Below are 26,035 nucleotides of genomic sequence, written 5' to 3'. Positions count from 1 at the left end.
CGCGACCTCGGCCAGCTGCGCGTAGTGCTCATCAGACCCCTCCCCGGCCCGCGCCGCGATGACGCCAACCTGATCGAGCGACAGTCGGCCCTCCCGCATGCCTAGGGCGCAACGAGGAAACGCCTCGAGCCGGCGCGCGACCGTGGTGATCGTGTGGGCGTTTGCCGAGGACGAGCCCATCTTCCAGGCCACCAACGCCGGAACCGACCGTGCGCCCGTGACGCCGCAGAGCTCGTCGCGATCGATCTCGGCCACGATCTCCACGATGCGTCCATCAATCGCGTTGCGCTGACCGGCCAACTCCGCCAGCTCCTCGAACAACACCTCCAGCCGCTCGGCAGGGCTCATCGCCACCGGCGGCGATGCAGTCAAGGACATAACCTCATCATCGCAGCGGGGTACGACAAGTTTCGGCCGTCGGTTTCGCGCCGGCAGTGCCATCATCCTCTGCCGGGGAGCGCTCGACCGCGCACGATCCACGCCGTGAAAACCACACGATCTGCGCCTCGGTTGCAGCACCCGAGGCGGCCTTCCCAGTGCACAGGTGCCCACCCGGGCAAATCCGGCACCCATTAGCGCACAGATCCCGCAGTCCAGAACTGAAGAATAACGGGTCAATCCGCCCCAAGTTGCCCGTCATGGCGTTGTATCCGGACGGAATCTCGGTGCGGGAGAACGACTTCGACGAAACCCGGCTCACACCCGACACCGACTACGCCGCCCTGGTCAAGGCCTGCGGGGGGAGCGGACGCAGCGTGCACACGCCGGCGGAGATGAGCGAGGTCGTGAAATGGGCGCTCGCCGAGGCCGACCAAGGGCGCCGCGTGGTGCTGGACGTGCGGTTACCGCAACCCTGAGGCCGGTCAGTGCTGATGCTCGGACTGGCCGGTGTCAGGGGAGCCGCCCATCATGCGCACCATCGGCAGACCGTCGGACGTGATGAACCGGGCGACCAGGATGACCGCGAGCGCCAGGAACGCGATGTTGAGCCAGGTCGTGTAGTTCCATGAGATCGATGCTTCCAGCACCATCGCGTGGCGCTGCACGGGAATGAGATGAGTTGTGCCGAAGATCAATTCGACCAAATACCCGGCGGCGACCATCGCGGCGTAGAAGGTACCCAGCAGTGTCAGCATCATCCGAACGCCGTAGTACTTGCGGTAGATATTCAGGATCGGAAGGATCAACAGGTCGGCATAGATGAACGCGATGACGCCGCCGAAGCTGATGCCCCCGTTCCACAACACCGCGGCCAGCGGGACATTGCCGATCGAGCACACGAAGGACACGATCGCCACGATGGGCCCCACGATCGGTCCCCATATCGCCGAGAGGCCCGGGTGATCGGCCAAAAAGAAGATCTGCCAGAACTTTTCGGGCACCCAGGCCGCCACGGCACCCGCGATCAGCAAGCCCAGGACGAGATCGCGCAGGATCGCGAGCCATTCCATCACGAACACGTGCGAAACCGAGGTGAGACCCGCCGGGGAGAACAGCCGTCGCCAAAACGAGCCTTCCCCTTGGACGGACATGTCCATGGCCGCGTGGCCTTCCATCGAACCGGCGATTCCCCGCTCGGCCTGCTCGCGGGCGGCATCCACGAGCCGCGATCGCACGAACAGCCGGAACAGGACGGCCAGCACCACGATCATCAGCGGCCCGCCGACGAATTCGGCGGCGGTGAATTGCCAGCCCATCAGCAGCGCCAGGATGATGCCCAATTCCACCACCAGGTTGGTGGAGCCGATTTCGAACGCCATCGCGGCGGTGAAGTTGGCGCCCTTGCGGAACAGCGATCGCGCCAACGCCACCGCGGCGTACGAGCACGACGACGATGCCGCTCCCAGCCCGGCCGCGACGGCCAAGGTGCGCGGCCTGTCGTCCCCCATCAGCGCCACGATCGTCGAGCGCCGCACGACGGCCTGCACCACCGCCGAGAGGGCGAAGCCCAGGATCAGCGCCCATAAGATTTCCCACGTCATCGACCCCGCGAGCGTCAAAGCGTGCCCGACCGCTGATAGCACCGTCACTTGTGTCCTCCTGCGGGTAACCACTCGCTTAGCGGCTGCGTCTTAACCGTCGAGCATACCCCACGGGGGTATAAACCGCGGGCGAATGCACTGCGCATCGGGGAGACGGCGGCCCGGCCCGGCCGGCACCCCGCTGACAGTGCGATAGTGCCGTTGGCCATCCGCGACCTAGAATCGCTGGCAATAGCCGGGCCCCGGCGCGAACCCCGGGCCTGCGCCCCTCCCGCATCAACGGGGACCCGGCAACGAATATGGATGAACCACCTCGCGCGGCCACCGGGCCGCCGTAACAGTGTGAACGGGGCGCTTCCTGATGGCATTGGCTTTCAATTACCAGGCGCAAAACACCTCGCCGGGGCGTTTGAGGTGGCCCGAACGGGCAAATACCCGACACACCGGTGTCACCACCACTGTCACAGTGACATCACCAGGCACACTGGTAACAATAAGAGCTTTGCAGACGCCAGGAGGGTATGGCCGTGTATCGAGTCTTTGAGGCGCTGGACGAACTCAGCGCCATCGTGGAAGAAGCCCGTGGCGTTCCGATGACAGCCGGCTGCGTAGTGCCTCGCGGCGACGTGCTGGAGCTGATCGATGACATCAAGGACGCAATCCCGGGCGAACTGGACGACGCCCAGGATGTGCTGGACGCGCGCGACTCCATGCTGTCCGACGCCAAGTCGCACTCCGAGTCCATGGTGTCCTCGGCAACCACCGAGTCGGAGTCGATGCTCAACCACGCCCGCGCAGAGGCCGACCGGCTGTTGTCCGACGCCAAGGCGCAAGCCGACCGGATGGTGAGCGAAGCGCGCCAGCACTCTGAGCGGATGGTCGGCGAGGCCCGCGAAGAGTCGATGCGCATCGCCACGGCGGCCAAGCGCGAGTACGAGGCCAGCGTCGGCCGCGCTCAGGCCGAAGCCGAACGGCTGCTGGAAAACGGCAACATCTCCTACGAGAAGGCCGTGCAAGAGGGCATCAAGGAACAGCAACGCCTGGTCTCGCAGAACAGCGTGGTGGAGGCGGCCAACGCCGAGGCCACCCGGCTCATCGACTCCGCGCACGCCGAGGCCGACCGGCTGCGCGGCGAGTGCGACATCTACGTCGACAACAAGCTCGCCGAGTTCGAGGAATTCCTCAACGGGACCCTGCGGTCGGTGGGGCGCGGTCGTCACCAACTGCGGACGGCCGCCGGAACCCACGACTACGCCGTGCGCTAGCCGCTTCGCGGCTGTTTGCCGGGCGGGCGCGCCCTGGAATTATGCGGTCAGCGCCGTAGGATTTCCGATATGACGCGGCAGCACAGCACACCATCGGCCCGCGGCGCCACGTCACGGCTGGCGGCGCCGATGGCGTTCGACATCACCCGGCTCGGGCGCCGCCCCGGGGCGATGGTGACCCTGCGGACAACCGTGCCCAGTCCGTCGCGCATCGGACTGGACATGATCGCCATCGAGGCGGATGCCCCACTCGAGCTGGACTTACAGGTCCAATCGGTGTCCGAGGGCGTGCTGGTGACCGGGACGGTCACCGCGCCCACGGCCGGCGAATGCTGCCGCTGTCTGACCAAGCTCGACGGACAGGTGCAAGTGCGGCTCACCGAGCTGTTCGCCTACCCGGACAGCACCACCGAGGCGACCACCGAGGAAGACGAGGTGGGCCACATCGTCGACAACACCATCGACCTCGAGCAGTCCATCGTCGACGCCGTGGGACTCGAGCTTCCGTTCTCGCCCGTGTGCACCCCGGATTGCCCGGGGCTGTGCCCGGAGTGCGGTGTTTCGCTGGCCGCCGATCCGGCCCATCAGCACGACCGCATCGATCCACGCTGGGCCAAGCTGGCGGGCATGTTCAGCGCCGAGTCGGATGAGTCGCGGGGTAAGCGGTGAGTTCACGGCAGGCGCTGCTCGATGCCCTCGGGGTTGAGCTGTCGGAGGAACTGCTGTCTCTGGCGCTGACGCATCGCAGTTACGCGTACGAACACGGTGGCCTGCCGACCAACGAACGCCTGGAATTCCTGGGCGACGCCGTGCTGGGCCTGACCATCACCGACGAGCTGTATCACCGCCATCCCGACCGCACCGAGGGTGACCTGGCCAAACTTCGCGCCAGTGTGGTCAACACCCAGGCGCTGGCCGACGTCGCGCGCAAGCTGTGCGACGGGGGCCTCGGCGTCCATCTGCTGCTGGGGCGTGGCGAAGCCAACACTGGCGGTGCCGAGAAATCGAGCATCCTGGCCGATGGCATGGAATCGCTGCTGGGCGCGATCTACCTCGATCACGGCATCGACGTTGCGCGCGAGGTGATTCTGCGGTTGTTCGGCCCACTACTGGATGCCGCGCCGACGCTGGGCGCCGGGCTGGACTGGAAGACCAGCCTGCAGGAACTGACCGCGGCCCGCGGCATGGGCGCGCCGTCCTACGTCGTCACCTCCACCGGGCCCGATCACGACAAGGAATTCACCGCGGTGGTCGTGGTGGCGGAAACCGAATACGGCACCGGTGTCGGCCGCTCCAAGAAGGAGGCCGAGCAGAAGGCCGCGGCGGCCACCTGGAAGACACTCGACGTGCTGGACCCCGCGGGAAAAACGTCCGTCTAAATGCCCGAACTGCCCGAAGTCGAGGTGGTGCGCCGCGGCTTGCACGCCCATGTCGTCGGCAAGACGATCACCGCCGTCCGCGTACATCACCCGCGCGCGGTGCGTCGTCACGAAGCGGGGCCCGCGGACCTCACCGCCCGGTTGTTGAATGCGCGCATCACCGGCACCGATCGGCGCGGCAAGTACCTGTGGCTGCTGCTCGACACGGAACCCGCTGGGCAGGAATCGGATACGGCGTTGGTGGTCCACCTCGGCATGAGCGGGCAGATGCTGCTGGGGGAAGTGCCGCGCACCGACCACGTCCGGATCTCCGCGCTGCTCGACGACGGGACCGTGCTGAGTTTCGCCGATCAGCGCACCTTCGGTGGGTGGATGCTCGCCGATCTGGTTGAGGTGGACGGCACCGTGGTGCCGGAGCCGGTCGCGCATCTGGCGCGTGACCCGCTGGACCCCCGATTCGATGCCGGCGCGGTGGTGAAAGTGTTGCGGCGCAAGCATTCCGAAATCAAGCGGCAGCTTCTCGACCAGCAGGTGGTGTCCGGCATCGGCAACATCTACGCCGACGAGGCGCTCTGGCGGGCCCAGCTGAACGGCGCGCGGATCGCCGACACGCTGACCCGCAAGCAGTTGACCGCCGTGCTGGACGCGGCCGCCGAGGTGATGCGCGACGCGCTGGCCAAGGGCGGGACCTCGTTTGATTCGCTCTACGTCAACGTGAACGGCGAATCGGGATACTTCGACCGATCGCTCGACGCGTACGGCCGTGAAGGTGAAGCCTGCCGCCGCTGCGGGGCGGTGATGCGCCGGGAGAAGTTCATGAACCGTTCCTCGATCTACTGCCCGAAATGTCAACCGCGACCACGGGGTTGAGCGTTCCTCAGCGCGGCTGACTCAATCGAAGATGTCGCCGCGCAGCGTCCCGGCGGGCAACGCCGGGTCCACGAACCACTCGTGGCGAAACACCGCACCGAACACCTGGGGCGGCAGCCGATGCAGTAGCCCGAACACCCGCGCGGCCACACTGGAGGCGCCGATCTGAGAGCGGTGCGCGGCCAGAGCGTCTCGCTTCTGGCGCGCAAAGCGAAAGACGTTGACCCGATGCGTGATTGTCGCGCGCGGAGCGTATGCGCCGCGGACGACGTCACGTTCGTATGGGCCGGGAAGCCGCAACAGATGCGCGATATCGCTGACGCGGAGCAGCATTTCGCGCGGCATCGTCACCTCGAGCACCCGCGGAGTGGCGGCGAGTTCGGCGGCACGCTTGCCGACGTGGTGTACCTGGACGTGGTCGCGGTGGCCGTAGCCGCCGTTGGGCTGGTAGTTGAGCAGCAGGTCGGCGCGTTCGTCGCGCAGGATGCCGGCCAGCCGCCCGGCGGCCTCGTCGAGATCCGCGCGCCCGAATCGGATGCGCCCGGGTGGATCCGGGTAGAACAGCGGACCGTAGCCGCTGTCGGCATACCCGAGGCACTCTACCCGGTGCGCCCCGAGAATCCGTGCGCTCGAACGTAATTCGTCGATTCGGTCGTTTTCGTCTTCATTGTGGACGCGCCCGTCGGTTGCCGTGACCACGACCACCCGGTGCCCGGCCGCGGCCGCCCGCGCCAGGGTGCCGCCGGTGAGCACGACCTCATCGTCGGGGTGGGCATGGAACGCGACCACGGTGGCCATGCAAAGCAGTATGCCCGCGCGTCAAAGTTTCAGCGCCCGGTACAAATAAGCCATGGCCGAACTATGGGTGGAACGCACCGGAACTCGCCGCTACACCGGGTACAGCTCACGTGGAGCGCAGGTGCTGATCGGTTCCGAGGATGTCGACGGCGTGTTCACACCCGGTGAGTTGCTCAAGATCGCGCTGGCGGCGTGCAGCGGGATGTCCAGCGACCTACCGCTGGGCCGCCGGCTGGGCGACGACTACAAGGCAGTCATCAAGGTCTCCGGTGCCGCCGACCGCGAGCAGGAGCGCTATCCGCTGCTGGAGGAGACCCTGGAACTGGACCTGTCGGCCCTGGCCGACAACGAGAAGGAGCGTCTGCTGGTCGTGGTCAACCGGGCCATCGACCAGGTCTGCACCGTCGGGCGCACGCTCAAGTCCGGTACCACCGTCAACTTCGAGGTTAGCGATGTCGGAGCCTGATACCCGGCTCACCGCCTGGGTGCACGGCCAGGTCCAGGGGGTCGGATTCCGTTGGTGGACGCGCTGCCGGGCGCTGGAGCTGGGCCTCACCGGTTATGCGGCCAACCAGGCCGACGGCCGAGTCCTGGTGGTCGCCCAGGGGCCGCGGCCGGCCGGCGAGAAGCTGTTGCATTTGCTGGAAGGTGGCACGGCGTGGCCGTCGCGGCCCGGGCACGTCGACAAGGTCGTGGCCGACTGGTCGCAGCCGCAGGAGCGGTTCGAGGGTTTCGTCGAGCGCTGAGGCGGGTCGTGGCCTCGCGCGTCACATCAGTCACACCAGCACCGGCCCGGATCGAGTGTCCCCGTGGCTGATGTGGCCACTGTGACCAGTGCGCCGACCACGCAGAGCGCGGCCATGTTTCGGGCGAGCCGACACCCCTCGGTGAAGCCGCCTGGGCCGATTCGAGCGGTAGTCTGGCTCGCCGTGTACCTCAAGAGTCTGACGCTGAAGGGCTTCAAGTCCTTCGCCTCGCCGACGACTCTGCGCTTCGAACCGGGCATCACCGCCGTCGTCGGGCCCAACGGGTCCGGCAAATCCAACGTCGTCGACGCGCTGGCCTGGGTCATGGGGGAGCAGGGGGCGAAGACCCTGCGCGGCGGGAAGATGGAAGACGTCATCTTCGCCGGGACGTCGTCGCGGGCCCCGCTGGGCCGTGCCGAGGTCACCGTCACCATCGACAACTCCGACAACGCGCTGCCCATCGAATACTCCGAGGTGTCCATCACGCGGCGAATGTTCCGCGACGGCGCCAGCGAATACGAAATCAACGGCAGCAGTTGCCGTTTGATGGATGTTCAAGAACTGCTGAGCGACTCCGGGATCGGCCGGGAGATGCACGTCATAGTCGGGCAGGGCAAGCTTGACGAGATCCTGCAATCGCGCCCCGAGGACCGTCGCGCGTTCATCGAAGAAGCCGCCGGCGTGCTCAAGCACCGCAAGCGCAAAGAAAAAGCCCTGCGCAAACTTGACGCGATGTCGGCGAACCTGGCCCGGCTCACCGACCTGACCACCGAACTGCGTCGCCAGCTCAAACCGCTGGGCCGCCAGGCCGAGGTGGCCCGTCGGGCCCAGACGATCCAGGCCGACCTTCGTGACGCAAGGCTGCGGCTGGCCGCGGACGACCTGGTCAACCGGCAGGGCGAGCGCGAGGCCATTTTCGAGGCTGAGGCCGCCATACGCCGCGACCACGACCAGGCCTCCTCACGCCTGGCCGAGGCGTCCGCGGAGCTGACCACGCACGAAACGGCGGTTGGCGAACTCTCGAGCAGGGCCGAGTCGGTGCAGCACACCTGGTTCGCGCTGTCCGCACTGGCCGAACGGGTCGCCGCGACCGTGCGCATCGCCAGCGAGCGGGCGCAGCACCTCGACGTAGAGCCGGTTGCCACCAGCGACACCGACCCCGACGTGCTGGAAGCCGAGGCCGAGCAGGTCGCGGTCGCCGAGCGGCAGCTGCTCGGCGAACTGGCCGGCACGCGCACCCGGCTGGATGGCGCCCGCGCCGAGTTGGCGGAGCGGGAGCGTGAGGCCGCCGAGGCCGATCGGGCCCACATGGCGGCGGTGCGCGCGGAGGCGGATCGTCGAGAAGGCTTGGCGCGCTTGGCCGGTCAGGTGGAGACAATGCGAGCGCGCGTCGAATCGATCGACGACAGTGTGGCGCGCCTGTCCGAACGCATCGAACAGGCCGCCGCCCGCGCGCAGCAGGCCAAGGTGGAATTCGAGACCGTCCAGAGCCGGGTCGGTGAACTCGATCAGGGCGAGGTGGGCCTCGACGAACACCACGAGCGCACCGTTGCCGCGTTGCGGCTCGCCGACGCGCGGGTGGCTGAACTGCACTCCGCCGAGCGAGACGCCGAACGCCAGGTGGCCTCGTTGCGCGCCCGCATCGACGCGCTCGCGATCGGGCTCGAGCGCAAGGATGGCGCGGCGTGGCTCACCCAAAACCACGGCGGCACAGGACTTTTGGGCCCCATGGCTAAGCTGGTCAAGGTTCGCTCTGGCTACGAGGCGGCGCTGGCCGCGGTGCTGGGATCGGCGGCCGACGCACTGGCAGCCGAGAGCTTCGGCGCGGCGCGTTCGGCCGTCGCCGCGCTCAAGGAGGCGGACGGCGGCCGCGCCGCGCTGGTGCTGGGTGACTGGCCCGCCGACCAACCGGCGACGCAAGCCGCCCCGGCAGGTGCGCTGTGGGCGCTCGACCTGATCGACGCGCCCGCCCGGCTGCGCGGCGCGATCACGGCCATGCTCTCCGGCGTCGCCGTGGTCGACGACCTGGACCAGGCCCTGGCACTGGTGGCGGCGCACTCCCACCTGCGCGCCGTCACGCTCGACGGTGACCTGGTGGGTGCCGGCTGGGTGACCGGCGGATCGGACCGCAAGCCGTCCACGCTCGAGGTGACCTCGGAAATCGACAAGGCCGGCGACGAGCTCACCGCCGCGGAGGCCCGGGTGGCCCAGCTGAGCGCGGCGTTGTCCGGCGCGCTGACCGAGCAGATGGCCCGTCAGGACTCGGCCGAGCAGGCGCTGGCCGCGCTCAACGAGTCCGACAGCGAAATCTCGGGAATGTACGAGCAGCTCGGCCGGCTCGGTCAGGACGCCCGGACGTCCGAAGACGAGTGGAGCAGGCTGCTGCGGCAGCGCGAGGAGGCCGAGGCGGGCCGGACCCAGACCGTCGCCGAAGTCACCGAACTGGAAACCCGGCTACGTAACGCCCAGGAGACCCGGCACGCGCCGACGGAAGAACCCGTGAACCGCCAGCAGATCGCCGCCGCAACCGAAACCGCTCGCAGCGTGGAAATCGAGGCGCGGCTGGCGGTGCGGACCGCCGAAGAGCGTGCGAATGCGGTTCGCGGACGGGCGGATTCGTTGCGCCGCGCGGCCGCAGCCGAACGCGAAGCCCGGCTGCGTGCCCAGCAGGCGCGGGAGGCGCGACTGCGCGCCGCCGCGGTGGCGGCGGCGGCGGCCGACTCTGGGCGGCTACTGGCGCAGCGGTTGAACGGCGTCGTCAACGCCGCCTCCAAGATCCGCGACACCCTGGCCGCCGAACGCCGGCAGCGTGCGACCGCGATGGCAGCAGTGCGCGACGAGGTGAACGCGTTGAGCGCCCGGGTGGCAGCCTTGACCGACTCGCTGCACCGCGACGAGGTGGCCAACGCCCAGGCGGCGATGCGAATCGAGCAGCTCGAGCAGATGGTGCTCGAGCAGTTCGGCATGGCGCCGGCCGACCTGATCGCCGAGTACGGCCCGGAGAATCAACTGCCGCCCTCCGAGCTCGAGATGGCCGAATACGAGCAGGCGAAGGAGCGCGGCGAACAGGTTTTCGCGCCCGCGCCGATTCCCTACGACCGGCCGACCCAGGAGCGCCGGGCCAAGCGAGCCGAGCGTGAGCTGGCCGAACTGGGCAGGGTCAACCCGCTGGCGCTGGAGGAGTTCGCCGCGCTCGAAGAGCGCTACAACTTCCTGTCCACCCAGCTCGAGGACGTCAAAGCCGCCCGCAAGGACCTGCTCGGTGTGGTCGACGAGGTCGACGCCCGCATCCTGCAGGTGTTCAGCGAGGCCTACACCGACGTCGAACGCGAGTTCTCCGACGTCTTCGCGGTGTTGTTCCCCGGCGGTGAGGGCCGACTGCGGCTGACCAATCCCGACGACATGCTCACCACCGGCATCGAGGTCGAAGCCCGCCCGCCGGGCAAGAAGATCACCCGCCTGTCGCTGCTGTCCGGTGGCGAAAAGGCACTGACGGCCGTCGCGATGCTGGTGGCGATCTTCCGGGCCCGCCCGTCGCCGTTCTACATCATGGACGAGGTGGAGGCCGCCCTCGACGACACCAACCTGCGCCGGCTGATCTCGCTGTTCGAACTGCTGCGGGCGCGCTCTCAGCTCATCATCATCACGCACCAGAAGCCGACGATGGAGGTCGCGGACGCGCTCTACGGCGTGACCATGCAGGGCGACGGCATCACCGCCGTCATCTCCCAGCGGATGCGTGGCCAGCAGGTGGAGCAGCTGGTCGCCACCTGATCGGCGGCGATCGTGAGCGCGGCCTAGCCGGGCGACGCGGGTCGGCGCCGTCGAGCTGCGGCGATCGCGAGCTCGGCGTAGCCGGGCGACGCGGGTCGGCGCCGTCGAGCGAGGGCCGGTGACCAACCGGCAGCAGACCGCTTGAAACAATGTCAGCGTGTCCCAAGGTCTTTGGATCGCCATCGCGGTCGTCGCTGCCCTGGTCGTCATCACCGCGCTGGTCCTGGGCCTGCTGCGGTATCGGCGGCGCCGCATCAGCTTCTCGACCCGGCCGGAACCCGGGGCGATTGACCGTTCCGGCGGCTACACCGCGTCCTCGGGCATCACCTTCAGCCAGACCACGACAGCCGATCGGCTCGACACCACCGGGCTACCCGCGGTAGGTGACGACGCGGCCATTCCGAGCGACGCGCCGCGGCGCACAATTTCCGAGGTCGAGCTTCCCGAACCGGCACCCGAGGCCCCGGCGTCGCAGGCCCCAGCCCCGGCACCCCGGGCCGCCGCACCCGAGGCCCCGGCACCGGCGGTCCCGGCCGCTCGCGAGGCCCCGGCAGTTCCCGAGACCCCCGAAGCCCCCGCTACCCCCGAGATCGAGGAGATCGCGCCCACGGAGGGCCGGCTGGAGCGGCTACGCGGCAGGCTCGCCAGATCGCAGAACGCGCTCGGGCGCAGCGTGCTGGGCCTGATCGGCGGCGGCGACCTGGACGAGGACGCTTGGCAGGACGTCGAGGACACACTGCTGGTCGCCGACCTGGGCCCGGTGGTCGCCGAATCGGTGATCTCCCAGTTGCGCGCCCGGCTGGCCAGCAGCGACGTGCGCACCGAGGCCGACGCCAAGGCCGTGCTGCGCGACGTGCTGATCACGGAGTTGCAGCCCGGCATGGACCGGTCGATCCGCGCGCTGCCGCACGACGACCATCCCTCGGTGCTGCTGATCGTCGGCGTGAACGGCACCGGAAAAACCACCACCGTCGGCAAGCTGGCCCGGGTACTGGTAGCCGACGGGCGGCGCGTCGTCCTGGGCGCCGCCGACACGTTCCGCGCCGCGGCGGCCGATCAGCTGCAGACCTGGGCGTCGCGGGTGGGCGCCGAGGTGGTGCGCGGCGCCGAGGGCGCCGATCCGGCCTCGGTGGCGTTCGACTCCGTCGACAAAGGCATCGCCGCGGGCGCCGACGTGGTGCTCATAGACACCGCGGGGCGGCTGCACACCAAGGTCGGGCTGATGGACGAGCTCGACAAAGTTAAGCGGGTCGTAACACGGCGCGCCGCGGTCGACGAGGTGTTGCTGGTGCTCGACGCCACCATCGGGCAGAACGGATTGGCCCAGGCTCGGGTGTTCGCCGAGGTGGTCGAGATCACCGGTGCGGTGCTGACCAAGCTGGACGGAACGGCCAAGGGCGGCATCGTCTTTCGGGTTCAGCAGGAACTCGGCGTGCCGGTCAAACTTGTCGGGCTCGGGGAAGGCCCTGACGATCTCGCGCCGTTCGAACCGGCCGCTTTCGTCGACGCGCTGCTCGGCTGAAACCCCTTACACGCCGAGCGGGACGTTAATCCCGCTGAAACATGGCGGCACCATCGCCGAAACAACCATCTCGCAATGTTCTTCGAACAGGTCATCAGACGCGTGTCTGGCGGCCAGTTGTGGGCCGACTGGAGGAGATTGCGAGTGACATACCCAATACTGGGCCAGCCCAATACGGGCGATACCGCTTGGATGTTGGCCAGTTCCGCGCTGGTGCTGTTGATGACGCCGGGTCTGGCGTTTTTCTACGGCGGTATGGTGCGCGCCCGAAGCGTGCTGAACATGCTCATGATGAGCATCAGCGCGATGGGCGTTGTCACCGTGCTGTGGGTGCTCTACGGCTATTCGCTCGCCTTCGGCGACGACGCCGGGGACGGAGTCGTTGGAAAGCCGACCTCGTTTTGGGGTCTGAAAGGCCTCATCGGCGTCAACGCGGTGGCCGCCGATCCGAGCAAAGGCGTTGCGGCAACGGACATCCCGCTGGCGGGCACCCTGCCCGCCACCGTGTTCGTGGCGTTCCAGCTGATGTTCGCGATCATCACCGTCGCCCTGATCTCGGGCGCGGTGTCCGACCGGCTGAAGTTCAGCGCCTGGCTGGTGTTCGCCGGCCTGTGGGCGACGTTCGTCTACTTCCCGGTCGCGCACTGGGTTTTCGCTTTCGACGGCTTCGCCTCCGAGAAGGGCGGCTGGATCGCCAACAAGCTGCACGCGATCGACTTCGCCGGCGGGACGGCGGTCCACATCAATTCCGGTGTGGCGGGCCTGATGCTGGCGATCGTGCTGGGCAAGCGGCGCGGTTGGCCCACCACGTTGTTCCGGCCGCACAACCTGCCGTTCGTGATGCTCGGTGCCGGGTTGCTGTGGTTCGGGTGGTACGGGTTCAACGCCGGATCGGCCACCACCTCCAACGGTGTCGCCGGGTCGACCTTCATGGCCACCACGGTCGCGACGGCCACCGCGATGCTGGGCTGGATGCTCACCGAGCGCATCCGCGACGGCAAGGCGACCACGCTGGGCGCGGCGTCCGGCATCGTCGCGGGCCTGGTCGCCATCACGCCGTCGTGCTCGTCGGTCAACGTGCTGGGCGCGTTGGTGGTGGGCCTGGTGGCTGGCGTGGTGTGCGCGCTGGCGGTCGGCCTGAAATTCAAGCTGGGCTTCGACGACTCACTCGATGTGGTCGGGGTTCACCTGGTCGGCGGCTTGGCCGGCACGCTGCTGGTGGGGCTGCTCGCCGCGCCGGAGAGCCCGGCCATCAACGGCGTCACCGGGGTGTCCAAGGGATTGTTCTACGGCGGCGGCTGGGCCCAGCTGGAGCGACAGGCGATCGGCGCGTTCGCCGTTCTCTTCTACTCCGGTATCGTCACGCTAATCTTGGCTTTGATCCTGAAGTACACCATCGGGCTTCGTCTCAACCCAGAGGCGGAAGCCACGGGTATCGATGAGGCCGAGCATGCCGAGAGTGGTTACGATTTCGCCGTGGCTACCGGTTCGGTTCTGCCGCCCCGGGCCGCTGTGGCGGATACCCGCAACGGCCTGGAGGAGGAGCGAGTGGGCGACAAAGTGGAGGCAGAGCAGTCATGAAGCTGATCACCGCGATCGTAAAGCCGTTCACACTCGATGACGTGAAGACCGGTCTGGAGGATGCGGGCGTCCTGGGGATGACGGTCAGCGAAATCCAGGGCTACGGACGGCAGAAGGGTCACACCGAGGTCTACCGGGGCGCCGAATACTCGGTCGACTTCGTGCCCAAGGTGCGCATCGAGGTCGTTGTCGACGACTCCATCGTCGACAAGGTCGTGGACAGCATCGTCCGGGCCGCGCGCACCGGCAAGATCGGTGACGGCAAAGTGTGGGTGAGCCCCGTGGAAACCATCGTGCGGGTGCGCACCGGCGAGCGCGGAACCGATGCGCTATGACATCCGCTGTCAATCGCTGATTCGACCCGGGCGGGCCGGGAGGGTATGACCCCGAACGACCCCGACTTGTCCGGGCACCTAGCGGAGACAGAAAGCGCCTGCGGGGCAGTCGATCTGGCTGCCTCGCGGCGCCAACTGTTGTCTGGGGGCGCCAGGCTGCACGCCGCCGAACTGCGGCACGCCTGGCTGGATCTGCACGAATCCTGGTTGATGGCCAAGGCGGCCGAGATCGGGATCGCCGACGAGAGCGGCTTCGCGATCGTCGGGATCGGCGGACTGGGCCGCCATGAGCTGTTGCCGCATTCCGACCTTGACCTCATGCTGTTGCACGACAACAAGTCCGACGACGTGCTAGGCAAGGTGGCCGACAAGTTGTGGTATCCCCTATGGGACGCCAACGTTCGGCTCGACCACAGTGTGCGGACCGTTTCCGGGACCCTCGGTGTCGCCAATGCCGACATGATCGCGGCGCTGGGCATGCTGGACGCCCGCCACATCGCCGGCGACGCCCGGCTCTCCGACGCACTGATCGCCGGCGCACGACGCCAGTGGCGCAGCGCGATTCGCTCCCGCATGAACGAGCTCGTCGAAATGACGCAGGCCCGCTGGGAGCGTTGTGGCCGCATCGCCCAGCGCGCCGAGCCGGACCTGAAATCGGGTCGCGGCGGCCTTCGCGATGTGCAACTGCTCGACGCGCTGGGCGTTGCCCAGCTGATTGACCGCCACGGCATGGCGCGTCCGGAATCGCCAGGGGGTTCCCTCGACGATGCCCACCTGACGCTGCTCGACGTGCGCACCGAGCTGCACCGGGTGTCGGGACGCGGACGCGATCAGCTGCAGGCCCAATACGCCGACGAGATCAGCGCCGCCCTGCACATCGGAGACCGATTTGACTTGGCGCGCAAACTGTCCGATGCCGGGCGCACCATCGGCTACCATGCCGAGACCGGCATTCGGACGGCCGAGAACGCGCTGCCGCGCCGCGGCGTGACGGCCTTCGTGCGACGGCCCAAGCGCCGCCCGCTGGACGAGGGCGTCGTCGAATATGCCGGCGAGATCGTGCTCGCGCGCGACGCACGTCCGGATACCGACGTGGGTTTGGTGTTGCGGGTGGCGGCCGCGTCGGCGGATACCGGGCTGCCGATCGGCGCCGCCACGCTGAGCCGGCTGGCCGCCGCCGCGCCGGAGATGCCGGTGCCGTGGCCGCGAGAGGCGTTGGACGACTTGCTGGTTGTGCTGTCGGCCGGGCCGACCACGGTGGCCACGATCGAGGCGTTGGACCGCACGGGGCTGTGGGGCCGGTTGCTGCCGGAATGGGACGCCATCCGCGACCTGCCGCCCCGCGACGTCGCGCACAAGTGGACGGTGGACCGCCACGTCATCGAGACGGCCGTCAACGCCGCACCGCTGTCCACCCGGGTGGCGCGACCCGACCTGCTCGCGCTCGGCGCTCTGCTGCACGACATCGGCAAGGGCCGCGGCGTCGACCACAGCGTGCTCGGCGCGGGCCTGGCGCTTGAGATCGGGCCCAGGCTGGGCATTCCGCCCGTCGAGGCCGAGCTGCTCGCGCAGTTGGTCCGCCACCACCTGCTGCTGCCGATAGTGGCCACCCGCAGCGACCTCAATGACCCCAAAACCATTGAGCGCGTGGTGAAAGCGCTGAGCGGGGACGCGCTGCTCCTCGAAGTTCTGCACGCGCTGACCGAGGCGGATTCGAAGGCCACCGGCCCCGGTGTGTGGAGCGAATGGAAGGCGTCGCTGATCGAGGACCTGGTTCGGCGCTGCCGGCTGGTGATGGCGGGGGAGCCGCTATCTGAAGCGAAACCAGCTGCACCACAATACCTTTCGCTGGCAGCCGATCGCGGCGTTCATGTGGACATCAAACCCAGCGGCGGAGAGCGCCTGGATGTGGTGATGACCGCGCCGGATCAGCGGGGGCTGGTATCGAAAGCCGCTGCGGTGCTGGCGCTGAACTCGCTGCGCATCCATTCGGCCTCGGCCAGCACCCACGAGGGATTCGCGATCGTCGAATTCGTGGCGTCGCCGCTGTTCGGTTCACCGCCGGAAGCGGGCCTGCTGCGCCAACAATTCACCGGAGCGCTCGCCGGCGACGTCGACGTGTTGGGCACGCTGGAAAAGCGCGACAGCGACGCCGTCAGCGCGGCGACCAGCCGGGCCGGCGAGGTCCAGGTCGGGGTGCCCGTCACGCGGTCGAGTGCGCCGCCCCGCATCCTGTGGGTCGACTCGGCCTCACCCGAGGTGTTGATCGTCGAGGTCCGCGCCATGGACCGCGTCGGGTTGCTCGCGGTGCTGACCCGGGCGCTGGAGCGGGCGGGTACCGACATCGTCTGGGCGAAGGTCAACACCTTCGGGTCGACGGCGGCGGACGTCTTCTGCGTGACCGTGCCGGCCGAAGCGGCGGACGCGGCAGCCGGCGCCGAGCACGGTGCGCGGGACACGGTCGAGCAGAGCCTGCTGGCCGTATTGGGCGGCCCCGCCGTCGAGGTGCTCGAGGAACCCGTCGGCGACTAGCCCTGACGGCGGCGACCCTCCCCCGCAAGCGGGAGGTGCCCCCATTCGCCCGGCTCGCCGCGCCCGCTCACGAATGCTCGGCGTTGAGCTGGCGCACGGCGTCGATGCGCGCGCGCAGCTGTTCGCGGCTCGCCGCGGCGATCGGGGGGCCACCGCAGCGGCGGCGCAGTTCGTTATGGATCCAGCCGTGCGGCTTGCCGGTGCGGTGATGGGCGATCGAGACGAGGGTGTTCAGCTCGCGGCGCAACTCCCGAAGCTGACCGTGCACGGCGGCCGAAGGGGTGCCGACGGCCGGCGGCGGGCCGCCCTTCGTTTGCAGTTGGGCCCGCTTCTGCAGCTGTTCGTCCTGACGCTGGTGCAGTAGCCTGCGCATCTGATCGGCATCGAGCAGCCCCGGGATGCCGAGGTAGTCCGCCTCCTCGTCGCTGCCCGCCGGAGCCGCGGTGCCGAAGGATGATCCGTCGAAGATGAGCTGGTCGAGTTCCGCGTCGGCACCCAACGAGGTGAATCCCTTGTCGACGTCGCTCTTCTCGTCCTGAGTCTTGGTGGCGGGGTCGCCCTCGAGCGGGTCGCCCTCGGAGACGCGGTGCGGCTCGCCGAGCACGTGGTTGCGCTGAGCCTCGAGCTCGCTGGCCAGCTGCAGCAGGTTCGGCACCGACGGCACGAACATGCTCGCGATTTCACCCGGGCGGCGCGACCGCACGAACCGGCCGATGGCCTGAGCGAAGAACAGCGGCGTCGAGGCGCTGGTGGCGTAGATCCCGACCGACAACCGCGGCACGTCGACTCCTTCGGAGACCATGCGCACCGCGACCAGCCAGCGGCTGGTGCTCGCGGCGAATTCGCTGATCCGCGCCGACGATCCGGGGTCGTCGGAGAGCACCAGCGTCGGCGCCTCGCCGGTCAGCTTCGTCAGCAGGACGGCATAGGCGCGTGCCGCGGTCTGATCCGAGGCGATGATCATTCCGCCCGCATCGGGTATGTGCGTGCGGAGCTGGCGCAGCCGCAGATCCGCGGCGGTGATCACCGCGGGCATCCATTCGCCGGCGGGGTCTAGCGCCGTGCGCCATGCGCGCGCGGTCTGCTCGGCCGACAGCGGCTCGCCGAGGCGGGCCGCATGCTCCTCGCCGGCGTTGTCGCGCCACCGCGCCTCCCCCGAGTAGGCGAGGAACACCACCGGCCGGACCACGCCGTCGGCGAGGGCATCGGTGTAGCCGTAGGTGTGGTCGGCCTGCGAACGCCGTATCCCGTCGGGACCGGCCTCGTAGGTCACGAATGGGATGGGGCTGTCGTCGCTACGAAAGGGCGTCCCCGTCAGGGCGAGCCGCCGGGTGGCGTCGCCGAAGGCTTCGCGGATGGCGTCGCCCCACGTCTTGGCGTCGCCGCCGTGGTGGATCTCGTCGAAGACGACCAGGGTTTTGCGTTGCTCGGTGCGCACCCGGTGCAACGTCGGATGCGCGGCGACCTGCGCGTAGGTGACCATCACGCCGTGATACTCCGGCGCGATCCGCGGGTTGCTGTTGGAGAACCTCGGGTCCAGCGCGAGGCCGTAGCGCTGCGCGGCCTGGGCCCACTGCACCTTCAGGTGCTCGGTGGGCACTACGACGGTGACGTGCTCGACGGCCCGCTGGGCGAGCAGCTCGGCCGCCACCCGAAGGGCGAAGGTGGTTTTCCCCGAACCCGGCGTGGCGACCGCCAGGAAATCGCGCGGCCGGCCAGCGAGGTAGCGCACCAGCGCCCTGCGCTGCCAGCCACGCAGCACGCCGGTGCCGCTGGTGTCGCAGGGATCGCTGTCGGCCCGCGCCTGGATGTCGCTGAGCGGCATCGACACAGGCCCCCCGTTCGTTGCTCGTCGACGCGGCTGACTCGATTGAGTCGCGGCTGTGAAATCTAGCACGCCAACGCTTTTCGGCGCAGTAGCGACTCGACTGGCTATCGTGTCGGGCTCACCGTTTCGCGGGTCTGCAGCCATTCGTGGATGCGGGCGGCAACGTCGGCCCAGCCCGGTTCGAGCATCATGTTGTGGCCCATGGAAAAGAATTCCGGCTCGGTTCGGTAGGCGCGCGCCGTGTTGCGCACCTCGCGGACGCTGACGAAGCCGTCGTACTCAGCGCCCAGCACCAAGATCGGCGTGGTCACCCGCCTGGTCCTGACGCGGCGGACGATCGGGTCGGTCATGGCCGCGCGAACACTCTCGGCCCCGGCGCGTTGCCGGCAGGATTCGACGACGGCCTCGGGCGTGTCGGCGCAGAACAGGTACTCGCGGGCCAGCGCCGGGGTAGCGAGGAACTTCAGCAGCGTGGGATCGCTCCACGATTCCATCGTCATCGACGGCCGCCGCCGCCACACCCGCAACGCCAGGGTGAGCACGCCCTGCGGCGGCACGGAGCCCACCAGCACCGCGGCCGGGGCGCTTCGGTCTTCGAGGTAGCGCTGGACCACGAAGCCGCCCAGGGAATGGCCGATCAGGACCGGCCCGCCGCCCACGTCGTCGGCCACCGAACGGACATCGTCGATGTAGTCGCCGATGGACACCTTCGGCAGCGGTTTGGCGGTGGGGCTGGCGCCGTGTCCGCGCAGGCTCATCGCGACCGCGCGGTAGCCGGCGTCGGCGAAGAAGTCCAAAAAGTGTTCCCAGCACCACGCGCCATGCCACCCGCCGTGCACGAAGAGCAGCGGCACCGGATGCGCTTGGGTGCAAGACCCCTTGTCGATCACCTCGAGCATGAGCCTGACCCTTCGCCGTCTTCTTGCCGAAACATAAGCCACGGCGACGTTGCAAGCCGTGTCTTCTGCGGCATTCATGTGTCGCCGAACCTGCGCCGGGCAAGCAGCCTAAGCCCACCACTAGGCTGGCGGGGTGTTTGAATCGCTGTCCGACCGATTGACCGGTGCTCTGGCAGGGCTACGCGGCAAGGGTCGATTGACCGACGCTGATATCGAGGCCACCACCCGCGAAATCCGGCTCGCGTTGCTGGAAGCAGACGTGTCGCTGCCCGTGGTGCGCGCCTTCGTCGCCCGGATCAAGGACCGCGCCAAGGGCGCCGAGGTCTCCGGTGCCCTCAATCCGGCGCAGCAGGTCGTCAAGATCGTCAATGAAGAACTCATCGGCATCCTGGGCGGACAGACCCGTCAGCTGGCGTTCGCCAAGACCCCGCCGACCGTGGTGATGCTCGCCGGTCTGCAGGGTTCAGGTAAGACGTCGCTGGCCGGCAAGTTGGCTGCCTGGCTGCGCGGGCAGGGGCACACCCCGCTGCTGGTCGCGTGCGACCTGCAGCGCCCGGCCGCGGTGAACCAGCTGCAGGTCGTCGGCGAGCGCGCCGGGGTACCGGTCTTCGCGCCGCATCCCGGCACCCCCCCTTCTGGCCCGGATGCCGGTTCCGTCGGCGACCCGGTCGCCGTCGCGGCGGCCGGACTCGCCGAGGCGCAGGCCAAGCATTTCGACGTCGTCATCGTCGACACCGCGGGCCGGCTGGGCATCGACGACGAGCTGATGGACCAGGCCGCGGCCATCCGCGACGCCGTCAATCCCGACGAAGTGCTGTTCGTGCTCGACGCGATGATCGGTCAGGACGCCGTCACGACCGCGGAGGCGTTCCGCGAGGGTGTCGGCTTCACCGGTGTGGTGTTGACCAAGCTCGACGGCGACGCCCGCGGTGGCGCGGCGCTCTCGGTCCGCGAGGTGACCGGCGTCCCAATCCTTTTCGCCTCCACCGGCGAGAAGCTGGAGGACTTCGACGTCTTCCATCCCGACCGGATGTCCGGCCGCATCCTGGGCATGGGCGACGTGCTGAGCCTGATCGAGCAGGCCGAGCAGGTCTTCGACGCCGAACAGGCCGAGGCCGCCGCCGTCAAAATCGGCAGCGGCGAGCTCACGCTCGAGGACTTCCTGGAACAGATGCTGGCCATCCGCAAGATGGGCCCGATCGGCAACCTGCTGGGCATGCTGCCCGGCGCGGGGCAGATGAAGGACGCGCTGGCCCAGGTCGACGACCGCCAACTCGACCGCCTGCAGGCCATCATTCGCGGCATGACACCCGCGGAGCGCGCCGATCCGAAGATCATCAACGCGTCGCGGCGGCTGCGCATCGCCAACGGCTCGGGCGTCACGGTGTCCGAGGTCAACCAGCTGGTGGACCGATTCTTCGAGGCCCGCAAGATGATGTCGTCGATGCTCGGCGGCATGGGCATCCCCGGTCTGGGCCGCAAGTCGGCGACGCGAAAGTCCAAGGGAGCGAAGGGCAAGGCCGGCAAGAAGGGCAAGAAGGGCGGACGCGGTCCGACACCGCCGAAGGCCCGCAACCCGCTGGGCGCCGGGATGCCGGGCATGCCGGCCGGATTCCCCGACCTGTCGCAGATGCCCGAAGGCCTTGACGAGCTGCCGCCCGGGTTGGCCGACTTCGACCTGTCCAAGCTCAAGTTCCCGGGCAACCCGTGACGATCGCGAGCGCGGCGGAGCCGGGCGAAGCGGGTCGTCACCATTGGACCGGAAGCAGGTAGCCGCCCGGTGCGCATGCACGTGCGGGGCGTGGGGCTGCCCGACGAAACCGAGATCGAACTGTGGATCGTCGACGGCCGCATCAGCGCCGAACCCGTCGCCGGCGCCGACGCGGTCTTCGACGGCGGCTGGATCGTGCCCGGTCTGGTCGACGCCCACTGCCACGTCGGCCTGGGTGATCACGGCGAGATCCCGCTGGACGACGCGATCGCGCAGGCCGAGATCGAACGCGATGTCGGCGCGCTGCTGTTGCGGGACTGCGGGTCGCCCACCGACACCCGCAGCCTCGACGACCGCGACGATCTGCCCCGAATCATCCGTGCCGGAAAGCATCTGGCCAGACCCAAGCGGTATGCGGCGGGCTTCGCGCGTGAGCTGGAAGACGAATGGCAACTGCCGCAGGCGGTGGCCGAGGAGGCCGGGCGCGGCGATGGCTGGATCAAGCTGGTCGGCGACTGGATCGACCGCAGCGTCGGCGATCTGGCCCCGCTGTGGTCCGACGACGTGCTCAAGGCCGCGATCGAGACCGCGCACTCCCATGGGGCCCGGGTCACCGCGCACGTCTTCAGTGAGGACGCGCTGCCCGGGCTGATCAGCGCCGGCATCGACTGCATCGAGCATGGCACCGGCCTGGACGACGACACCATCGAGCTGATGGTCGAACATGGGACCGTTCTGGTCCCGACGCTGGTCAACATCGTGGAGAATTTCCCCGGGATCGCCGACGCCGCCGCGAAGTATCCGGCGTACGCCGCGCACATGCGTGACCTGCACGCGCGTGGGCTGTCCCGGATCGCGGCGGCCCGCGACGCGGGCGTGCCGATCTATGCCGGCAGCGACGCCGGCACCATGGTGGCGCCCGGGCGCATCGCCGACGAGGTCGAAGCGCTCAAGAGCATCGGGATGAGTCCAACCGAGGCGCTGGGCGCGGCGTGCTGGGACGCGCGCCGCTGGCTCGGCCGGCCCGGGCTCGATCACGGCGCCTCGGCGGACTTGCTGTGCTACTCGCGCGACCCGCGCTCGGGCGCCGCGGTACTGAACAGTCCCGACCTGATCATGCTGCGCGGCAACATCTTTCGGTCGCCAGCCTAGCCAACGTCGGTCGCGGCCCACATCGTGCGCCGCCGCGCCGATGCCGCCGTGGTTACGGCCGTGCGCGGCTCAATGACGCACACTGACCACCAGCGCCGAATACTGCTTCCGCGCGGGAAAAGATTGCGAGTGCTTGCTATCTATGTTAGCGTTCCGGCATCAACGACATGGAGGACACCATGGCCTACGACGTGATCATTCGCGACGGATTGTGGTTCGACGGCACCGGCAGCGCACCCCTGACGCGCACGCTCGGTATCCGCGACGGCGTCGTGGCCACGGTCTCCACCGAGCCGCTGGATGAGACCGGGTGCCCTGAGGTGATCGATGCGGCCGGCAAGTGGGTCGTGCCCGGTTTCCTCGACGTGCACACCCACTACGACGCCGAGGTGCTGCTGGATCCCGGGCTGCGCGAGTCGGTGCGCCACGGTGTCACCACGGTGCTGCTGGGTAACTGCTCGTTGTCGACGGTGTACGCGGACTCCCAGGACGCCGCCGACCTGTTCAGCCGGGTGGAGGCGGTGCCGCGGGAATATGTCTTCGGGGCGTTGGATTCCATTCGGACCTGGTCGACGGCCGCGGAGTATGTCAAGGCGATCGACGCCCTGCCGCTCGGGCCCAATATCGGTTCACTGCTTGGCCATTCGGACCTGCGGACCGCGGTGCTGGGACTGGATCGGGCCACCGACGCCGCGGTGCGGCCCACCGAGGGCGAGCTGGAGAAGATGGCCGAACTGCTGGATGAGGCCCTCGACGCCGGTGTGCTCGGCATGTCCGGGATGGACGCGCCCATCGACAAACTCGACGGCGAACGGTACCGCTCACGCGCCCTGCCGTCCACGTTCGCGACGTGGCGGGAACGGCGCAGGCTGATCAAGGTCCTGCGCAAGCGCGGCCGAATTCTGCAAAGCGCCCCCAACGTGGCGAAGCCGTCAACCGGAATGCTCTTCTTCCTGGCCAGCAGCCGGATACTCAACTGGGGCAGGGGCGTTCGGATGAGCATGCTGGTGTCCGCCGACGCCAAGTCGATGCCGCTGTCGGTATACGTGTTCGGCCCGGGGACCCGGCTGCTGAACAAGCTGCTGGGCTCTCATGTGCGATTCCAGCATCTGCCGGTGCCGTTCGAGTTGTACTCCGACGGAATCGACCTGCCGGTCTTCGAGGAGTTCGGCGCGGGAACGGCCGCCCTGCACTTGCGGGACCAGTTGGAGCGCAACGCCTTACTGGCGGACAAGGAATACCGCCGCAAGTTCCGGCGCGAGTTCGACCGCATCAAGCTCGGACCGTCGCTGTGGCACCGCGACTTCCACGACGCGGTCATCGTCGAATGCCCGGACAAGTCGTTGATCGGCAAGAGCTTTGGCGCGATCGCCGACCAGCGCAAGCTGCACCCGCTCGACGCATTCCTGGACGTGCTCGTCGAGAACGGTGAACGCAACGTCCGGTGGACCACCGTCGTCGCCAACCATCGCCCCAAACTGCTGGACGCGCTCGCCAAGGAAGGCAGCGTGCACATGGGCTTCTCGGATGCGGGAGCGCACCTGCGCAACATGGCGTTCTACAACTTTCCGTTGCGGATGCTCAAGCGCACCCGCGACGCCTATCGGGCCGGCGCGCCCTTCATGTCGATCGAGCACGCGGTGCATCGGCTCACCGGTGAACTGGCCGAATGGTTCGGCATCGACGCCGGCACGCTACGGCAGGGCGACCGTGCGGACTTCGTGGTGATCGACCCGGCCGGACTCAACGAATCCGTCGACGGCTACCACGAGGAAGCGGTGCCGTTCTACGGCGGCTTGCGGCGCATGGTCAACCGCAACGACGACGCCGTGGTCGCCACCGGTGTGGGCGGCGTGGTCGTCTTCGGCGGAAGCCACTCCAAAGGTGCATTCCGGGACGGCTACGGACAATCCGTGCGGTCGGGCCGCTACCTGCGGGCGGGGGAGCGCGCCGGTCGGGAGCGCAGCGCGCTGGGTGTCAGCGCCTGACATGGCCAGAACCCAGCAGCAGCGCCGCGAGGAGACCGTCGGGCGGCTCATCGACGCCTGCATCGCCACCATCGTCGAGGTCGGCTACGCCCGGGCGTCGGCGGCGGTCATTGCCAAGCGGGCCGGGGTGTCGGTGGGCGCGCTGTTCCGGCACTTCGACACCATGGGCGATTTCATGGCCGCGACGGCCTCGGAGGTGTTGCGCCGCCAGCTGGAGTCGTTCACCAAGGGAGTCGCCGAAATACCGGCCGAACGCCCGGCGCTGCAAGCGGTGCTGGAAATCCTGCGAGACGTCACCGGCGGCCCGATCAACGCCGTGATCTACGAGCTGACGGTGGCCGCGCGCACCGACGAAAAGCTCAGGGACACTTTGCAACACGAGCTTGCGCAGTACGCCGCCAAGATCGACGATACCGCGCGGGCGCTGCCCGGCGCCGAGGGCTTTCCCCGGGAAACCGTCCCGGTCGTGGCGGCGCTGATGCGCAACGTGTTCGACGGGGCCGCCGTGATCGAGGGGGTGTTGCCGCAGCCCGAGATTGCGGCGCAACGCATTCCGGTGCTGATGGCGTTGCTGACGGCGGCACTGCCGGACGCCGACTCCTGACGAAAAGCTACAGCGAGCCGATGCTCGCCTGCGGGCTCTGCGCGAATCCCCAGTCGAACAGCGTCGCCGCCTGATCCCAGTACGTCGGGCCGCCCTGTTTGATCAGCCCGTACATCATGGCGATCACCAGCCGGCGACCACCGCGTGCGGCGGCACCGACGAAGGTCTTGCGTGCGGCGTTGGTGAAGCCGGTCTTGCCGCCGATCGCGCCGGGATAGCGCTCCAATAGTTCGTCCTGGTTGGTGATCGGGTGATCGCCGTTGTCGCCGGGGAACATCGCCGACGGCTCGGCGGTGATCTGCGCGAACACCGGATTGGCCATCGCCGCGCGGAAGATGACCGCCAGGTCATGCGCCGTCGACGCGCCCGAACCACCGGGGCCGTCCAGGCCGGACGGCGTCGCCGCGTGCGTGTTGGTGGCACCCAGCGAGGCCGCCTTGGCGTTCATCTTGGCGACAGTGACGTCCGGGCCGCCCAGCATGTGCGCCAGCGTGTTCGCGGCGTCGTTACCCGAGACCAGCAGCAGGCCGTCGAGGAGTTGGCGCGCGGTGTAGGTGCGGCCCGGTTTGATGCCGACGCAGTTGCACTCCACCTGGGTGTCGGCGACGTCGGCGACGACGGTCGAGTCCAGGCTCACCGAGTCCAGGACCACCTGCGCCAACAGCGTCTTGATGGTGCTGGCCGGAGGGTGGGCCACGTTCTGGTCGCGGCCGGCCAGCACCTGACCGCTGTCCAGGTCGGCGATGATCCAGGTCTGCGCGGGGCCGTCGGGAATCGGGATCGAGCCGACCGGCTGCGTGTTGTCGGCCCACGCGGTGGACATGGTGACGGTGGCGGCGCAGGTACCGAGCGCGAGCAGGGTAGCTGCTGTGGCCGTGAGCTTCCGCATGGCCGCAAAGTCTAACTTCCGGTCCTGTTCGAGACGGATGTTCAGTACTGTCCGTTGCATGTTGAGCCTGGCCGAAATCTCCGACCGTCTCGAGATCCAGCAGCTTCTGGTGGATTACTCCACCGCCATTGACCAGCGGCGATTCGACGACCTGGACAAGGTGTTCACACCCGACGCCTA

22 protein-coding genes and 1 pseudogene are annotated in these 26,035 nt (G+C 68.5%); 17 read left to right on the top strand and 6 right to left on the bottom strand.

All coding sequences use genetic code 11. The annotated features are described in order from the left end of the window. Positions 1-378 (bottom strand): DUF222 domain-containing protein (locus VFW69_RS02770; protein WP_526497926.1); only part of this gene is annotated, 378 nt, incomplete at its 3' end. 260 nt (positions 379-638) lie between these two features. Between VFW69_RS02770 and VFW69_RS02765 the strand changes: the two genes are divergently transcribed. Beyond that, complete coding sequence (locus VFW69_RS02765; protein ID WP_526497924.1) at positions 639-857, top strand: thiamine pyrophosphate-dependent enzyme; 219 nt, start codon at positions 639-641, stop codon at positions 855-857. 6 nt (positions 858-863) lie between these two features. Here VFW69_RS02765 and VFW69_RS02760 read toward each other — a convergent pair whose 3' ends face one another. Continuing rightward, positions 864-2,054, bottom strand: coding sequence for a permease (locus VFW69_RS02760; RefSeq protein ID WP_526497922.1), 1,191 nt, complete (start codon positions 2,052-2,054; stop codon positions 864-866). 455 nt (positions 2,055-2,509) lie between these two features. Between VFW69_RS02760 and sepIVA the strand changes: the two genes are divergently transcribed. From sepIVA to mutM, 4 genes are all read left to right on the top strand, one after another. Next, complete coding sequence (gene sepIVA / locus VFW69_RS02755; RefSeq protein WP_526497934.1) at positions 2,510-3,247, top strand: cell division protein SepIVA; 738 nt, start codon at positions 2,510-2,512, stop codon at positions 3,245-3,247. Positions 3,248-3,316: 69 nt separating this feature from the next. Then, positions 3,317-3,916, top strand: coding sequence for a YceD family protein (locus VFW69_RS02750; protein ID WP_526497920.1), 600 nt, complete (start codon positions 3,317-3,319; stop codon positions 3,914-3,916). Further along, a complete protein-coding gene (gene rnc / locus VFW69_RS02745) occupies positions 3,913-4,626 on the top strand; it encodes a ribonuclease III (protein ID WP_526497918.1) in 714 nt (237 codons plus the stop codon). Before VFW69_RS02750 ends, rnc begins: the two co-directional genes overlap by 4 nt. Then, positions 4,627-5,496 (top strand): DNA-formamidopyrimidine glycosylase, encoded by an 870-nt coding sequence (gene mutM, locus VFW69_RS02740; RefSeq protein ID WP_526497916.1) that lies wholly within the window; start codon positions 4,627-4,629, stop codon positions 5,494-5,496. A gap of 21 nt (positions 5,497-5,517) precedes the next feature. On the opposite strand, the gene VFW69_RS02735 is transcribed toward mutM, so the two are convergent. Further along, positions 5,518-6,294 carry a PIG-L deacetylase family protein gene (locus VFW69_RS02735; RefSeq protein ID WP_526497914.1) on the bottom strand — a complete coding sequence of 259 codons (777 nt, stop codon included), beginning with the start codon at positions 6,292-6,294 and terminating at the stop codon, positions 5,518-5,520. 52 nt (positions 6,295-6,346) lie between these two features. On the opposite strand from VFW69_RS02735, the gene VFW69_RS02730 reads away from it, so the two are divergent. The 7 genes from VFW69_RS02730 (at position 6,347) to VFW69_RS02700 (ending at position 16,784) form a co-directional block, all read left to right on the top strand. Next, positions 6,347-6,760 (top strand): OsmC family protein, encoded by a 414-nt coding sequence (locus VFW69_RS02730; RefSeq protein WP_526497912.1) that lies wholly within the window; start codon positions 6,347-6,349, stop codon positions 6,758-6,760. Continuing rightward, positions 6,747-7,040 carry an acylphosphatase gene (locus VFW69_RS02725; RefSeq protein ID WP_066859986.1) on the top strand — a complete coding sequence of 98 codons (294 nt, stop codon included), beginning with the start codon at positions 6,747-6,749 and terminating at the stop codon, positions 7,038-7,040. The genes VFW69_RS02730 and VFW69_RS02725 overlap by 14 nt, the downstream gene beginning before the upstream one ends. A gap of 183 nt (positions 7,041-7,223) precedes the next feature. After that, complete coding sequence (gene smc, locus VFW69_RS02720; RefSeq protein ID WP_526497909.1) at positions 7,224-10,814, top strand: chromosome segregation protein SMC; 3,591 nt, start codon at positions 7,224-7,226, stop codon at positions 10,812-10,814. A 157-nt stretch (positions 10,815-10,971) separates the two neighbouring features. After that, complete coding sequence (gene ftsY, locus VFW69_RS02715) at positions 10,972-12,336, top strand: signal recognition particle-docking protein FtsY (RefSeq protein ID WP_526497907.1); 1,365 nt, start codon at positions 10,972-10,974, stop codon at positions 12,334-12,336. 192 nt (positions 12,337-12,528) lie between these two features. Further along, complete coding sequence (locus VFW69_RS02710) at positions 12,529-13,917, top strand: ammonium transporter (RefSeq protein ID WP_526497932.1); 1,389 nt, start codon at positions 12,529-12,531, stop codon at positions 13,915-13,917. Then, complete coding sequence (gene glnB / locus VFW69_RS02705) at positions 13,914-14,252, top strand: nitrogen regulatory protein P-II (protein WP_526497905.1); 339 nt, start codon at positions 13,914-13,916, stop codon at positions 14,250-14,252. Before VFW69_RS02710 ends, glnB begins: the two co-directional genes overlap by 4 nt. A 45-nt stretch (positions 14,253-14,297) precedes the next feature. Further along, positions 14,298-16,784: a [protein-PII] uridylyltransferase gene (locus VFW69_RS02700; RefSeq protein WP_526497903.1), complete on the top strand. Its 2,487-nt coding sequence runs from the start codon at positions 14,298-14,300 to the stop codon at positions 16,782-16,784. Positions 16,785-16,851: 67 nt separating this feature from the next. On the opposite strand, the gene VFW69_RS02695 is transcribed toward VFW69_RS02700, so the two are convergent. After that, positions 16,852-18,609, bottom strand: coding sequence for a DEAD/DEAH box helicase (locus VFW69_RS02695; protein WP_526497901.1), 1,758 nt, complete (start codon positions 18,607-18,609; stop codon positions 16,852-16,854). 107 nt (positions 18,610-18,716) lie between these two features. Continuing rightward, the gene (locus VFW69_RS02690; RefSeq protein WP_526497899.1) at positions 18,717-19,511 is read right to left on the bottom strand and encodes an alpha/beta hydrolase; all 795 of its coding nucleotides are present in this window, start codon (positions 19,509-19,511) and stop codon (positions 18,717-18,719) included. A gap of 133 nt (positions 19,512-19,644) precedes the next feature. On the opposite strand from VFW69_RS02690, the gene ffh reads away from it, so the two are divergent. The 4 genes and pseudogenes from ffh to VFW69_RS02670 all read left to right on the top strand — a co-directional run bounded on the left by ffh (position 19,645) and on the right by VFW69_RS02670 (position 24,966). Next, a complete protein-coding gene (gene ffh / locus VFW69_RS02685; RefSeq protein WP_526497897.1) occupies positions 19,645-21,222 on the top strand; it encodes a signal recognition particle protein in 1,578 nt (525 codons plus the stop codon). A 75-nt stretch (positions 21,223-21,297) separates the two neighbouring features. Continuing rightward, the gene (locus VFW69_RS02680; protein WP_526497930.1) at positions 21,298-22,374 is read left to right on the top strand and encodes a metal-dependent hydrolase family protein; all 1,077 of its coding nucleotides are present in this window, start codon (positions 21,298-21,300) and stop codon (positions 22,372-22,374) included. Between the two features lie 142 nt (positions 22,375-22,516). Then, positions 22,517-24,362, top strand: a pseudogene (locus VFW69_RS02675) (N-acyl-D-amino-acid deacylase family protein). Between the two features lies 1 nt (position 24,363). Continuing rightward, complete coding sequence (locus VFW69_RS02670) at positions 24,364-24,966, top strand: TetR/AcrR family transcriptional regulator (RefSeq protein ID WP_526497894.1); 603 nt, start codon at positions 24,364-24,366, stop codon at positions 24,964-24,966. A 7-nt stretch (positions 24,967-24,973) separates the two neighbouring features. Here VFW69_RS02670 and VFW69_RS02665 read toward each other — a convergent pair whose 3' ends face one another. Further along, positions 24,974-25,855, bottom strand: coding sequence for a D-alanyl-D-alanine carboxypeptidase family protein (locus VFW69_RS02665; protein WP_526497892.1), 882 nt, complete (start codon positions 25,853-25,855; stop codon positions 24,974-24,976). A 58-nt stretch (positions 25,856-25,913) separates the two neighbouring features. Between VFW69_RS02665 and VFW69_RS02660 the strand changes: the two genes are divergently transcribed. Then, on the top strand, positions 25,914-26,035 hold a 122-nt coding region (locus VFW69_RS02660; RefSeq protein ID WP_526497928.1), incomplete at its 3' end, for a nuclear transport factor 2 family protein.

The sequence above is a fragment of the Mycobacterium sp. genome, from assembly GCF_036273375.1.
Taxonomy (GTDB): Bacteria; Actinomycetota; Actinomycetes; order Mycobacteriales; family Mycobacteriaceae; genus Mycobacterium.
Note: the sequence above shows the minus strand (reverse complement) of the source record. Positions and strands in the feature narration are given on the sequence as shown.

Bases quoted from the DNA above. Each gene is read 5' to 3' on its own strand.
- glnB (WP_526497905.1), top strand. From the start codon at position 13,914: ATGAAGCTGATCACCGCGATCGTAAAGCCGTTCACACTCGATGACGTG.
- VFW69_RS02665 (WP_526497892.1), bottom strand. From the start codon at position 25,855: ATGCGGAAGCTCACGGCCACAGCAGCTACCCTGCTCGCGCTCGGTACC.
- VFW69_RS02725 (WP_066859986.1), top strand. From the start codon at position 6,747: ATGTCGGAGCCTGATACCCGGCTCACCGCCTGGGTGCACGGCCAGGTC.
- VFW69_RS02680 (WP_526497930.1), top strand. From the start codon at position 21,298: ATGCACGTGCGGGGCGTGGGGCTGCCCGACGAAACCGAGATCGAACTG.
- mutM (WP_526497916.1), top strand. From the start codon at position 4,627: ATGCCCGAACTGCCCGAAGTCGAGGTGGTGCGCCGCGGCTTGCACGCC.
- VFW69_RS02700 (WP_526497903.1), top strand. From the start codon at position 14,298: ATGACCCCGAACGACCCCGACTTGTCCGGGCACCTAGCGGAGACAGAA.
- VFW69_RS02710 (WP_526497932.1), top strand. From the start codon at position 12,529: ATGTTGGCCAGTTCCGCGCTGGTGCTGTTGATGACGCCGGGTCTGGCG.
- VFW69_RS02750 (WP_526497920.1), top strand. From the start codon at position 3,317: ATGACGCGGCAGCACAGCACACCATCGGCCCGCGGCGCCACGTCACGG.
- VFW69_RS02735 (WP_526497914.1), bottom strand. From the start codon at position 6,294: ATGGCCACCGTGGTCGCGTTCCATGCCCACCCCGACGATGAGGTCGTG.
- VFW69_RS02690 (WP_526497899.1), bottom strand. From the start codon at position 19,511: ATGCTCGAGGTGATCGACAAGGGGTCTTGCACCCAAGCGCATCCGGTG.
- VFW69_RS02695 (WP_526497901.1), bottom strand. From the start codon at position 18,609: ATGCCGCTCAGCGACATCCAGGCGCGGGCCGACAGCGATCCCTGCGAC.
- VFW69_RS02730 (WP_526497912.1), top strand. From the start codon at position 6,347: ATGGCCGAACTATGGGTGGAACGCACCGGAACTCGCCGCTACACCGGG.
- VFW69_RS02670 (WP_526497894.1), top strand. From the start codon at position 24,364: ATGGCCAGAACCCAGCAGCAGCGCCGCGAGGAGACCGTCGGGCGGCTC.
- VFW69_RS02765 (WP_526497924.1), top strand. From the start codon at position 639: ATGGCGTTGTATCCGGACGGAATCTCGGTGCGGGAGAACGACTTCGAC.